The 12,868-nt window shown below is 63.6% G+C and carries 9 protein-coding genes and 2 pseudogenes; 7 read left to right on the top strand and 4 right to left on the bottom strand.

Features of this window, described 5'->3' with window-relative positions; translation table 11 throughout:
- Positions 1-72 precede the first annotated feature (72 nt).
- On the bottom strand, positions 73-696 hold the full coding sequence (locus HUI96_RS25950) for a MarR family winged helix-turn-helix transcriptional regulator (protein WP_188257613.1): 624 nt from the start codon (positions 694-696) through the stop codon (positions 73-75).
- A 261-nt stretch (positions 697-957) separates the two neighbouring features.
- Between HUI96_RS25950 and HUI96_RS25955 the strand changes: the two genes are divergently transcribed.
- The 3 genes from HUI96_RS25955 to HUI96_RS25965 are packed head-to-tail and all read left to right on the top strand — an operon-like array spanning position 958 to position 5,494.
- Positions 958-2,148, top strand: a complete 1,191-nt coding sequence (locus HUI96_RS25955) for an alpha/beta hydrolase (protein ID WP_188257614.1) — start codon at positions 958-960, stop codon at positions 2,146-2,148.
- Between the two features lie 15 nt (positions 2,149-2,163).
- A complete protein-coding gene (locus HUI96_RS25960; RefSeq protein WP_188257615.1) occupies positions 2,164-3,975 on the top strand; it encodes an FAD-dependent monooxygenase in 1,812 nt (603 codons plus the stop codon).
- A gap of 4 nt (positions 3,976-3,979) precedes the next feature.
- Positions 3,980-5,494: an AMP-binding protein gene (locus tag HUI96_RS25965; protein ID WP_188257616.1), complete on the top strand. Its 1,515-nt coding sequence runs from the start codon at positions 3,980-3,982 to the stop codon at positions 5,492-5,494.
- 119 nt (positions 5,495-5,613) lie between these two features.
- Here HUI96_RS25965 and HUI96_RS25970 read toward each other — a convergent pair whose 3' ends face one another.
- Complete coding sequence (locus HUI96_RS25970; protein WP_188257617.1) at positions 5,614-8,004, bottom strand: transketolase; 2,391 nt, start codon at positions 8,002-8,004, stop codon at positions 5,614-5,616.
- 133 nt (positions 8,005-8,137) lie between these two features.
- Between HUI96_RS25970 and HUI96_RS25975 the strand changes: the two genes are divergently transcribed.
- Positions 8,138-8,614 (top strand): Lrp/AsnC family transcriptional regulator, encoded by a 477-nt coding sequence (locus tag HUI96_RS25975; protein ID WP_188257618.1) that lies wholly within the window; start codon positions 8,138-8,140, stop codon positions 8,612-8,614.
- Between the two features lie 60 nt (positions 8,615-8,674).
- Here the strand turns inward: HUI96_RS25975 and HUI96_RS25980 are convergent, their stop codons facing one another.
- Positions 8,675-9,856, bottom strand: coding sequence for a mandelate racemase/muconate lactonizing enzyme family protein (locus tag HUI96_RS25980; RefSeq protein ID WP_188257619.1), 1,182 nt, complete (start codon positions 9,854-9,856; stop codon positions 8,675-8,677).
- A gap of 197 nt (positions 9,857-10,053) precedes the next feature.
- Between HUI96_RS25980 and HUI96_RS25985 the strand changes: the two genes are divergently transcribed.
- Together HUI96_RS25985 and HUI96_RS30135 are read left to right on the top strand one after the other, a co-directional pair.
- Positions 10,054-11,064 carry a quinone oxidoreductase family protein gene (locus HUI96_RS25985; RefSeq protein WP_188257620.1) on the top strand — a complete coding sequence of 337 codons (1,011 nt, stop codon included), beginning with the start codon at positions 10,054-10,056 and terminating at the stop codon, positions 11,062-11,064.
- A gap of 108 nt (positions 11,065-11,172) precedes the next feature.
- Positions 11,173-11,658: a hypothetical protein gene (locus HUI96_RS30135; protein WP_188257621.1), complete on the top strand. Its 486-nt coding sequence runs from the start codon at positions 11,173-11,175 to the stop codon at positions 11,656-11,658.
- Here the strand turns inward: HUI96_RS30135 and HUI96_RS25995 are convergent.
- Positions 11,648-12,082: pseudogene (locus tag HUI96_RS25995) on the bottom strand (NADP-dependent malic enzyme); the annotation flags it as partial. The gene HUI96_RS30135 and the pseudogene HUI96_RS25995 overlap by 11 nt on opposite strands.
- Positions 12,083-12,344: 262 nt before the next feature.
- On the opposite strand from HUI96_RS25995, the pseudogene HUI96_RS26000 reads away from it, so the two are divergent.
- A pseudogene (locus HUI96_RS26000) lies at positions 12,345-12,790 on the top strand (IclR family transcriptional regulator); the annotation flags it as partial.
- Between the last annotated feature and the right edge of the window lie 78 nt (positions 12,791-12,868).

Raw genomic sequence — 12,868 nt, forward strand, 5'->3', positions numbered from 1 at the left:
ACGATAGACCTATCATCGGTTGCAACGCCGATCAGCAATGTCCCCCCTTGTTGGGACCATTGTTCAATCGGTTTATTCGCTGGGAACGCCGGGCTCTTCCCGCGCCGAATTTTCCGCGTCGGCCGGCGTCAGGCCCGAACTATCGGCGTAACCATAGTCGCGCAGGACCGTCTGCCAGTCGCCGTCGTCCGGCAGGACCTCCGCCGAACGGTCGATCAGCTTCCGCATGATGCTGCGGATCATCCGAGAATCCTCAGCCGATAGGCCGGACATTAAGGCGTTCTCGGCTGCGAACAGCACAGGCACGACCTCGCTGTAGACGACCTCGCCCTTCTTGCTCAGACGCAACACGACGCGCCGGCGGTCGCTCGGGTCAACCCGGCGCGAGACCAACCGCTTGGCTACGAGTTGGTCCAGCGCGCGGCTGGTGCTGACCTGGTCCATGGCGGTCAACTCTGCCAGCGCCTTGGCAGACAGCGGGGAATGTGTCCCGAGTATAGCCATCAGCCGCCATCCGACGACCGACAGACCAAAGCGCTCGCTGTACATCTTCTGCAGCGTCAGGCTGACCCTGTTGGCCACCACGGTGAAGGCGTGCGGCAGGGATGTTTCAGGGGCAAAGAGGCCGTCCGGAAGGCGATAACGGCTAATCTCCTCGGCGACCGCCGGGTCCTCCATCTTTTGCGCCTTGGCCATCTTGCCTCCTCGAGCGCCCTGCTGGCTTCGCCGCAGGGATCCTCAATATCAATCTTTGTAGCGGCGCGCGCAGCGCCGGCAAGCGCCGGCCGATTTGGCGGCGCAGGGTCTAATTGCGTCGATGGCCCTGTGTCCGGCTGTAACAGCGGCGGGGGACAGCGCTACCCGATGCTCGCTCCTACTCCGTTCGCCAGGCGCGGCAAATTCGACGCGAGCGTGGCGGGCAGCCATACCAGCCCAGGCCTGAGGCAAGGAAAGCACATGACATCTGCCGGACGGGATCTGCTGGAAGTAGAGTATCGCTGGATTCACCTCCAGTATGAGGAAAAGTCTGCGTTCGTCGAGACCTACGGCTTCGCCGGCAATCAGGGCGCGGTGAACCTGGAGGGTATCCTGATGGTCCCGAAGGGCCGCCCGTCCTCCACGCTGATGATCTTCATGCATCCGACTTCGACCTTGCAACTGCTTCCGGTCCCCCGCGCGGCGGTTCTGCATGGGGCTCATGTGCTGTGCGCGGCGAGCCGGTACGCCAAGAACGACGCGGCCCTGATCATGGAGAAGGTGCTGCTGGACCTCGGGGCCTATGTCCGGCATGCCAAGGAGGTACTCGGCTACGAGAAGGTGGTGATCGTCGGATGGAGTGGCGGGGGCTCGCTGGCGCTGTTCTACCAGTCGCAGGCCGAGAACCCGACGATCACCGAGACGCCCGCCGGCGATCCGGTGAACGTGAAGGGCGCAGGGCTCATTCCCGCCGATGCGCTGATCTTCCAGGCCGCGCATATCTCGCGCGCCCAGTTGCTGGCGGACAGCATCGATCCGTCGGTGCGCAACGAGCACGATCCCGACGATCGCATCCGTGAACTCGACATCTACGATCCCGCCAACCCCGATCAGCCGCCATATTCCACCGATTTCCTCGCAAATTACAGGACGGCACAGCTGGCGCGAATCGACCGCATCCGGGACCGGGTGCTGGAAACGCTCGACACGCTGCGCCGTCGCAACACGGGCGAGATGGAGCGTGGTTTCGTCACCCACCGCACATTCGCCGATCCGCGCTTCATCGACCCCTCCGTCGACCCCAACGACCGGCGGCCGCGTTGGTCCTATCTTGGCAATCCGGAGACGGTGAACACGGGGCCGGTCGCGCTCGGCCGGTTCTCCACCTTGCGCTCGTGGCTGTCGCAGTGGTCGATCAGGGACTCGCGAGCCGATGGCGTCGCCTGCGCGGCCCATATCCGTGTGCCGTTTCTCGCCATCGAGAACAGTGCGGACGACGCCGCGCCGCAGCCGCATACCGGCATGATCTACCGGGCGGCGGCAAGCGCGGACAAGACCTTCCGTGTCATCAAGGGCGCGACGCACTACTATGCCGGACAGCCGGCGCACCTCGCCGAGGCCATCGAATTGCAGCGCAACTGGCTGGCCGCGCGCGGCCTTCTGGAATCATAAGCCGGGGACACCATCATGAGCGAACGTCGCGTGCCGGTGCTGATCGTGGGCGGCGGCGGATGCGGCCTGTCGTCGTCGATCGCCCTCTCCGAGTTAGGTACCGAATCCCTGCTCGTGGAGCGGCACCCCTCTCCCGGGCGGTTGCCCAAGGCGCGCTACCTCAACCAGCGCACGATGGAGGTGTTCCGCCAGATCGGCATCGCCGACGCGGTCTACAGCCGCTCGATGCCGCTCAAATACATCTCGAAGATCCGCTGGTGCACCAGCCTCGCCGGCGACGGGCCGCTCGACCGCCGCACCTTCTATGCCATCGACTCCTTCGGTGGCGGACCACTCACCGCCTACGCGGCCGACAGTCCCTGTGAGAGCACCCTCTATCCGCAGGTCAGGCTGGAGCCGCTGCTGCGCGCTGAAGCCGAGGCGCGCAACCCTGACGGCCTGCTCTACAACCATGAACTGGTGACGCTGGACCAGGACCGAGGCGCCGTGCGCGCCCGCATCCGCAATCGCGCGACCGGTGACGAGCAGACGGTCGTCGCCGACTACGCGATCGCCGCGGATGGTGGACGGACCGTCGGCCCGATCGTGGGCAGCCGATTCACCGGCGCGACCAATCTCGCCGAGATGGTCACCGTCTATTTTCGCGCCGACCTATCGCAATGGTGGGACGACGACCATGCGATGACCACCTGGTTCGTCAACCCGGAAGGCGGCTCCTGGAGCAGCGGCGTCCTCGGCAAGCTCGGGCCGACGAGGTTCGACCGCCATTCGGAAGAGTGGATGTTCCATTTCAGCTTTCGGCCGGACGATCCCGCCCGCTTCGACGAAGCCTCGCTGCTGCCGCGCATGCGCGAGTTGCTGAAGCTGCCGGACCTGCAGCCGGACATCATCGGCATCGGCCACTGGACCGTCGAAGGGGTGCTGGCCGACCGCTATCGCTTCGGCCGCGTCTTCCTGGCAGGTGACGCGGCGCACCGGCATCCGCCGACCACGGGGCTCGGTTTGAATTCGGCGGTACAGGATGCGCATAATCTTGCCTGGAAGCTCAGCGCGGTGCTGAAGGGCCAGGCTTCCGACGGCCTGCTCGACAGTTATGAGACGGAGCGCCGATCGGTTGCTGACCGCAACGTCAAATGGGCGCTGCTCACCTTTCAGAACCATCAGCTCACTGACGTCGGCATTGGCCTGGTGCGTGGTGACGGCGAAGTCAGCCGGCGTAATTTCGCGGCATTCTTCGCCGACGATGACGAGGGGCGCACCCGGCGCGCACGGCTCCACCAGGTGATCGGGGTGCAGCGCATGGAATGGCAGGCGCATGATCTCGAAATCGGCTTCTACTACGATCAGGGCGCCGTGTTTCCGGACGGCACCTTTCCGCCGGAGCGCGACCCGATGGGCGGACGCTATGTCCCTACCACCAGGCCCGGACATCGCCTGCCGCACGCCTGGCTCGATCGCGACGGACGGCGCCTTTCCACGCTCGACCTCATCGGTGCCGGTGCGTTCGTGCTGATCACGGGCGCTGGCGGCGACGGCTGGCGCGAGGCGGCAATGGCGGTCGCTGCGCGTAGCGGCCTGACGCTGAAGGTGGTTTCGGTCGGCGACGGCTGCGACTACGTCGACGCAGAACGCGCTTGGCTGCGGCTCCGCGAGGTCAATGAGGACGGTGCCATCCTTGTGCGGCCGGACAACCATGTTGGCTGGCGCTCGTTCTCGGCGCAGGCCGATCCGGTCGCTGTGCTGAACGATGCGCTGGGCAAGATCCTATCACGGCCTGCGGCCGGTCGAAATGCTGCAGCGTGGAGCGCCAGTTTGGCGGTGGCCTGACCCGATGAACAACTATTTCCTCCTCGACCAGGCGGCGCGACGCTTTCCCGACCATGGCGCGGTGTTCCGAGGTTCGGACCAACTGCTGACATTCGCGGAGTTGCGCTCGCGCGCACTGAGGCTTGCGGCCGGCCTGCGTGCCGTCGGTCGTCCGGGCGACCGCGTTGCGCTGGCCAGCGAGAACTGTCCGGAATATGTCGAGCTGTTCTTCGGCAGCTGGGCAGCTAACATGGCCGTAGCGCCGGTGAATGCCAAGCTGCACCCCAAGGAGATGGTGCAGATACTCGAGGACTCTGGCGCTAGCGTCGCCTTTGTGTCGGCGAAGATCATCGATGCGCTTGCCGATGCGGCGAAGGGCTCGCCTGCCGAAGCCTGCCGGCTGGTGAGGATCGGCGGCGCGGACTATGCCGCCATGGTTGGAGAAGAGTGGAAGGGCCCCATCGGATCGGATCCCGCCGAACTCGCCTGGCTTTTCTTCACCTCCGGCACGACCGGCCGATCTAAAGGTGCGATGCTGTCGCACCGCAACCTCAACGCCTGCACCTTTGCGCATCTTGCCGACATGGAGCCGGTCGATGAGAACTCTTCGCTGCTGCATGCCGCGCCGATGTCGCACGGCTCCGGGCTCTACATCCCTGCATACATCGCCCGCGCGGCACGCCAGGTGGTGCCGGCAAGCGGCGCCTATGATCCGGCGGAGTTCCTGGCGCTTTGCGAGTCGCATCCCGGCGTCGGCGCCTTTCTCGCACCGACCATGGTGCAGCGGTTGCGGCTCCAGGCCGAGAGCAGTGGCGCCCGGCCGCGCAATCTGCGCTCCATCATCTATGGCGGCGCGCCGATGTATGTCGAGGAACTGCGCAAGTCGATCGCCGTCTTCGGCCAGGTGTTCATCCAGATCTACGGCCAGGGCGAAGCCCCTATGACCATCACCGGGCTGCGCCGCGCCGACCACGCCGGCGACAATGCCGATGTGCTGGGCTCCGGCGGCTATCCGCGCCTCGGCGTCGAGGTAGCAGTGGTCGGCGAGGACGGCGCCCCGCTCCCGGTCGGCGAGGTCGGCGAGATCGTCTGTCGCGGCGACATCGTCATGTCCGGCTACTGGAACAACCCGAAGGCGACGGCGGATGCCCTCAAGGACGGCTGGCTGTTCACCGGCGACATGGGCTCGTTCGACAAAAAGGGTCTTTTGACGCTGCGCGACCGCTCCAAGGACGTGGTGATCAGCGGCGGTTCCAACGTCTATCCGCGCGAGGTCGAGGAGGTCCTGCTGCGGCATGCCGACGTCGCCGAGGTCTGCGTCGTCGGCCAGCCTCATCCCGAATGGGGCGAGATCGTCGTGGCGGTGATCGTGTTGCGTGACGACAGGCAGCCGACGCCGGCCGAGCTCGACGCCTTCTGCAACGAGAACATCGCCCGCTTCAAACGGCCGAAGCGCTATCTCTTCGTCGACGCGCTGCCCAAGAGCAACTACGGCAAGGTGCTGAAACGCGAATTGCGGCAGCAACTCGACTCGCTGTGAGAGTGAACGAGGCGGCCAGCCCATAGCGGGCGTGTTTGCCTCCCAAGCTTGCTACGCATCGGCCGGGCAGATCGGCCGGCAACGCGACTCTGTGAGGCGTTGCCGACGGATCTCGTCCGTCAGACCGCCCGAAGGTGGCGGATCGGCCGTCCCGCCGTGACTGCCTGGGCGGCAGCGGCTATGCCTTGCGCATCGAGGCTGTAGTGCCGGTAAAGGTCGGCGATGGTGCCGGTCTGCCCGAAATGCTCGACGCCGAGCGCCCGCGTCCTGTGGCCGTGCACGCCGCCGAGCCAGGACAGCGTCGCCGGATGACCGTCGACCACGGTCACCAGCCCACAATTGTTCGGCATTGCAGCGAGCAGCCGCTCGACATGGCTGCGGGCATGCACCAGGCCGCGCTCGCGGGCGCGCTGCGCAGCGCTCCATCCCGCCTGCAGTCGGTCGGCGGAGGTCACGGCAAGCAGCCCGACGTCGCGCCGGTCCTCCGCTATCAGCCCGACCGCCTCCACCGCTTCCGGCGCGACGGCGCCCATATAGGCGACGACGATCTGCGCATTCGGTCCCGGCCGGCGCATCCAGTAGGCGCCGCTGATCATGTCGCCGGCCAGGTGATCGTCGATCTCGCGCTTCGGCTGGCCGATCGACCGCGTCGAGAGGCGGAGATAGACGGCGCCGCCGAGCGCGTCGCGGAGCCAGTTGACCTCGTCGGGCTCGGCCGCCCCGTCGCGCTGGATGTAGTCGAAGGCGAAGCGCAGGATGATGGCAAGCTCGTCGACGAAGGCTGGCTCGAAGCTCGCGAGACCGTCCTGCGCCATGCCGATCAGCGGGGTCGCGATCGACTGGTGGGCGCCGCCTTCCGGCGCCAGCGTCACTCCTGACGGGGTGGCTGCGAGGATGAAGCGCGCATCCTGGTAGCAGGCGTAGTTCAGCGCATCGAGACCGCGTTCGATAAAGGGATCGTAGAGGGTTCCGACGGGCAGCAGTCGTTCGCCGAAGATCGAATGCGAAAGGCCGAGCGCCGAGAGCATGATGAACAGGTTCATCTCGGCGATGCCGAGTTCCATGTGCTGGCCCTTCGGCGAGAACTCCCAGTTGAAGGTCGAGGGTATGCGCTCGCGCCGAAACAGGTCCGCCATCTCCTTGCGCGCGAACAGCCCTCGGCGGTTGACCCAGGGGCCTAGGTTGGTCGAGACCGTCACGTCGGGGGACGTGGTGACGATGCGATGGGCGAAGTCGTCCTCCAACTTGCCGATCTCGTGCATGAGCAGGCCAAAACCCTGCTGCGTCGACATCGAGGCCTGTGGGGTGAAGTCGAGCCGAGGCGGTACAGTTATGGCAGGTGCGTCGTAGCGGCGGCGACCCTGGGCGGCGAATGGCACTGCGCCGAGAAAGGCGGCGATCTCCGCCTCGGTGGGGCGAAGTCCTTCGAACGGTTCCCATTCGTGCCCGGCGCGTACGCCCATCCGCTCGCGCAGGCCGTCGACCTGGGCCGGGGTCATCAGGCCGGCGTGATTGTCCTTGTGGCCGGCGAGCGGCAGGCCGAAGCCCTTGATCGTGTAGGCGATGAAGCAGACCGGCCGGTCGTGCCGGCGAGCCGCCTCGAATGCTTCCAGCAAGGTCGGCAGATCGTGGCCGGCGAGATTGGTCATCAGGCGCGCTAGCTCGTCGTCCGACCGCTTCTCGATCAGCCGCGAGAAAGGACCCTGGTCACCCAGATCGTCGAGCAGGCGCTTGCGCCAAGCGGCGCCACCCTGGAACGTCAGCGCGGAATAAAGCTGGTTTGGGCAACTGTCGATCCAGTCGCGCAGGCGCTCGCCGGCGGGCTCGGCGAAGGCCTCCTGGAGCAGCGAGCCGTATTTCAGGATGACGACGTCCCAGCCGAAATTGCGGAACATCGTCTCGAAGCGCTCCCACAGGCCTTCGCGCACGACGGCGTCGAGGCTCTGCCGATTGTAGTCCACCACCCACCAGGTGTTGCGCAAGCCGTGCTTCCAGCCTTCGAGCAGCGCCTCGAAGATGTTGCCTTCGTCCATTTCGGCGTCGCCGATCAGCGCCACCATGCGGCCCTCCGGGCGTTCCCTGCCCAGATCCTTAGCGCGCAGATAGTCCTGCACGAGTGAGGAAAACAGCGTCTGCGCGACGCCGAGTCCGACCGAGCCGGTGGAGAAGTCGACGTCGTCCACGTCCTTGGTGCGCGAGGGATAGGATTGCGCACCCTTGTAGCCGCGGAAGGCTTCCAGCTTATCGCGCGTCTGATTGCCGAGCAGATACTGGATGGCGTGGAAGATCGGACTGGCATGGGGCTTGACCGCCACCCGGTCCTCCGGCCTGAGAACGGCGAAGTAGAGGGCGGTCATGATGGTGGCGAGCGAGGCCGAGGAGGCCTGATGACCGCCGACCTTCAAGCCGTCCTCATTCGGGCGCAGATGGTTGGCGTTGTGGATCATCCACGTCGATAGCCAGAGCACCTTCCTTTCGAGCTCGGCGAGATAGTCAAGCCGCGTGTCCATGATCCTCCACTTCCCCTACGTCACGATGACAAAGAACATAGTGGCAAGCTGGCGGCGCTTGTGGCTATTATCGGGATTCTAAAGGGACTATGTTAGCTCAGTTAGCCAATATCCGCGAAAAGTCAGGTTCATCATGCCAAAATCGGAAATCGACGAGATCGACCGGAAGCTGCTCGTAGCGCTGCAGCAGGACGCCCGGCTCACGACTGACCAACTCGGCCACAAGGCCGGCCTCTCGGCGTCGCCCTGCGCCCGTCGCGTGCGGATGCTGGAGGCAGCCGGTGTCATCAAAGGCTATGTCGCGGTGGTCGACCAGACCAAGGTGGGGTTGCCGATAAGCGTGTTCGCCTCGATCAAGCTGGAACGCCAGCGGGAGGAGGAACTCGACCGGTTCGCCGCGGCGGTGGCGCGGTGGCCCGAGATCGTAGACTGCTATCTCATGACCGGACAGCGCGATTATCTGCTGCGTATCGTAGTAAAAGACCTGCCGGCTTACGAAGCCTTCCTCAAGCAGAAGCTCACGCGACTTGAAGGCGTCGCCTCGATCGAATCGAGCTTCGCGCTCGGCCAGGTCAAGCAGTCCACCGTCCTGCCCATGCTGGATCACTGATCCATTGGGGAACGGCTTGCGGCATGGTTGAGCGTACGCTGTGCGTCGCCGACCAAACGATCAATCGACCACAATCGGCTGCAGGGATGGGCTTCGATATCTGGCGACCATGTCGTCGTCCAGTTCAACTCCCAGGCCTGGCCCTCTCGGAGAATGCAACTCGCCGTTCTCGATGGTGAAACCCGGATCCCGCACGATGTCGTCGGTGATCGACTTCGTATCGGTCGTGCCGTGCAGATAGAGGAAAAGGCCGAGTTCGTCGTTGAAGCGGTCGGACTTCTTTCTTGCGACGCCGAAGTGCGCGCCGGCTGCCGCCGCGATCGTGTTTCCCTGGTTGCAGATCTGATAGTCGGTGAAGGAGATGTCCATGAGGTCGGCCCATTTGACGGCCCGATGAATGCCGCCGACGCGGCACAGCAGGCAGTGGGCGCCGTCATAGGCGCCTGCCTTGATGCTGGCGAATGCCTCCGAGATGGACATCGCGCCGTGATCGGCAAGGATTGGGACCCGACATTTCTGGCGCAGCAGCACCTGGCCTTCGATGTCGTAGGCCGGCAAAGGCTGTTCGACGAAGTTCAGGTCGTATTCGTTTAGGCTCTCGATCGTCCGCAAGGCGCCCGACAGGCTGTAGGCCATGCCCATGTCGACGCCGATGGGAATAGCGGGCCCGAGCGCTTCCCGCGCGGCCTTCATGCGAGCGACGGCGTTCTGCGCGTCGCTGTTGACATGGAGCTTGATGGACTTGAAACCGCCGTCGATGTAACGCTTCGCCTCCTCGGCAGCTTCTTCCGGCGTCGGCAGGAAGCTCTGGATGTGTTCGAGCGGAATTCGCTCGCGCTGCAAGCCGCCGAGAAGCTCGTAGACTGGGACGCCGTACAGCTTGCCCTTCAGGTCGTAGAGCGCGCAATCGAACGTTCCCAGCACGTACCAGTTTTCGCTGTACCACCCGCTGATGCTCGTCTCGAGCTTGTTCAACAGGTAGTGCGTACGTCTCGGATCCTCGCCAATCAGCATCCGCGCGAGGTCTTTCATCAGGACCATGGCGCCTTCACGGGACACGCCGGATTTCAGCAACGGTGCATCTGGAAAGCTGTAGGAACTGCCCAATCCGACATGACCCTCGTCGGTATGGATCTTCATCAGGATGAAATTATTCGCCGCGGGTGTCGGGCCGGTTGCGAAGATCAGCCTACCCTTGTGCGGCTGGTCCAGCGCGATGATTTCGATGCGTGTGATCTTCACGGTTGTGTTTCCCTCATTCGCAATCGGACAGGTGCCTCGGGCACATCTCCGGCACACCGGAACCTGCGGCCCGCACCAAGGCTATGGAAAGCGATGCTGGATCGGCGAGGCAAAGTAAGTAACGGACAAGGGGGACAGACGCTCGCCTTCAGGAACCACAAAAGGGGCGGCAACTGGCCGGCATGGGAACGACCACAATGATGAACGCCATTGTCATTCACCGGAACGGTGGTCCGGAGGTGATGTCATATGAGCGCCTCCCGGAGCCTAAGCTAGGTCCCCTTGATGTCCTGGTGCGCCATACCGCGATTGGCGTCAATTTTTCCGACATCAACGTTCGACGTGGTGGCTTTTACAAGACAATCCGAAATGGTTTGGACGTGCGCTTTCCGCTGATCCTGGGCAACGAGGCCGCCGGCGTCGTTGAGAAGGTCGGCGAAGCCGTTTCTGACTTCAGGATCGGCGATCGCGTCGCCTATGCGGGCATCTACGGCCAGTTCTTCGAGGATACCGGAGCCTACTGCGAACTTCGCGCCGTGCCGGAAGATCGCCTCGTGCCGATTCCGGACACCGTGACCGACGAGCAGGCTGCGGCTGTTCTGCTCAAGGGAAGCACCGCTTCGCTGATAATCAACAAGCTCTACAAGCCGGGTCCCGGTGATATCGTGCTCGTCCACACGGCCGCGGCCGGCGTCGGTTCATTGCTTTGCCAGTGGGCGAACCATTTGGGCGCCACCGTCATCGGTACGGTGGGCTCGGACGCCAAGGCAAGCATCGCGAGCGAAAACGGGTGCCATCATGTGGTCCTTTACCGGGACTGCGATTTTGTGGACGAGGTACGGAAGATCGCGCCGGACGGGATTGCCGCCGTCTATGACGGTGTCGGCAAGGACACCTTCGAAAGGTCGATTGGCCTGCTCGGAATGTTCGGAAATGCGGTGAACTATGGCAACGCTTCCGGGTCGGTGCCGCCAATCGACATCCAGGCCCTGGCGATGCGGTCGCTTTCGGTGGCGCGTGCGGGCGTCACGGGACACATCCGGGATACGAAGGGGCTCCGGGGCGTCGCTTGCGCACTGTTCGGGCTGGTTGCGCAAGGCGTCCTTAGGCCGCGTATTGACAAGACCTATGCGCTTGCGGATGCCGTCCAGGCGCATCGCGATATCGAGAATGCAGGTGTTTCCGGGTCGCTGCTGCTCGCGCCATGACAAAATCAGGAAGTTGACTGGGGCTGTGGCCTTGCCGGTCAGTTCCGGTATGTTCCACTCGATCAGCATGGTCGCGGTGGCGCCGGTTGCCTGGCACCGATCTGCAGCATGGCGGCGGGCCGCCCGCCGAGTCTGGCGTTCTACGCAGCGCTCAACTCGATGCGAGCGATGTCCCGCAGCGGAACGATGACGGCGTCGCCGCCGGTAAAGGCCATCGGGGAGAAGTCGTCGCCGTCTCGCGGCACGGGCTATTTGCCTGCTCCACACAGGATGACGGATCCCATTCGGCTCGGCAGTGCTGATATTCCGCTCGGCACCGGGCTATCCGACTTCGTTGGCTGGTTCCGCGACCTGATTTGGTGTACCGAAGAGCGTGACGGCGACTGGCGTGATGTCATCGACGGCCTGCGCCCATTCAATCAGCAGATCTGGCAAAGCTGGTCCGCCGATCCGCAAGCGTGGCGACCTGCGGGGTCATTCCGAATCCAAGTGACCGTCCGTATTGCGTTAGGCGGGCCTTTCGGGCCCGCCTCGTACCCCTCGCTTTGGTGCAATCAGCCGCGCTTCATCGCACCGTTTTCCCGGGCGCCTTGATGTCCTCGAGATTGACGCCCCCAAAACTGGGTTCGAGCGGCGCCACGATTTCGATGAAACGCTTGGGATCCTGTTCGTTGACCTCGATGTCGATGCTGTCGATGCCGGCGAATTTCTTGAACAGGATCGCCTTGCCTTCCATGACGGGCTTTGACGCGAGTGCGCCGATGTTGCCCAGGCCAAGGACGGCCGTGCCATTGGAGATAACGGCAACGAGATTGCCCCTGGAAGTATATTTATAGGCTGCCTGCGGATCGGCGGCGATTTCCTCGCAGGGAATGGCGACGCCGGGGGAATAGGCCAGCGACAGGTCGCGCGTATTGGCCAAGGGCTTCGTAGCCACGATCTCGAGCTTGCCAGGCTTCGGGAACTCATGAAAATGCAGCGCTGCGTTACGCAGAGTTGGGGTAGTGCTTTCAGACATGGGAGATCTCCGAAGTAGGTTCCGGCGTGTTAGGAAAGAAGGTGGTCGATGTAGAGCTTCGTCCTCTACGAAGCGGACGACCCGCTCGGCGGCGGACATATTCAGTCATGAACCACATCCAGTTTGTTCTGTGGCTCTCGATCTACGCGCCTCCCATCATGGTATCGACGCGCATCGCCATGATTTTCACCATGCGGAAAAGTCATCAAGACAGGAATGGCTGGGGCTAATCGCGCGCAGCGTGGCCTGCTACAACACTAACATGTCAGATGCAGCTTCCCCATTGCCTAATAAGCTCAGGACTGGCGGAGTTCAATCGGTCGAACGTGCCGTGGCCATATTGTCGGTTCTGGGTGAGGACGAGGAAGGCGCCCGGCTCACCGATATCTCGGTTCGAACCGGACTTTCCCCATCAACTGTCCATCGCCTACTCACTACGCTGGAACGATCCAAATTCGTTCATTTCGACACATCGGACGGGATGTGGCATGTGGGGCGAGCGGCATTCACAGTGGGGTCTGCTTTTGTGCGGCACCGCAACTTTATCGCTCCCGCATTGCCTTATCTCAGGCGTTTGCGGGACCAAACGCGAACCTCGGAGTGGTCGAAGACGGAGAGATTGTCGTTCTCACTCAAGTGGAGAGCCGCGAGATCATGCGTGCGAACACAAGGGTCGGTGGACGTGCACCGATGACCTGCTCAGGCATGGTGACCTTGCCCTGCTGAAATAATCCATTTTGAAGTAAGCTCTGGCCCATTGAGAGGACCAGGGAATGAAGCGCAACC

Source organism: Pseudaminobacter soli (ex Zhang et al. 2022) (assembly GCF_014595955.1).
Lineage (GTDB): Bacteria > Pseudomonadota > Alphaproteobacteria > Rhizobiales > Rhizobiaceae > Kumtagia > Kumtagia pseudosoli.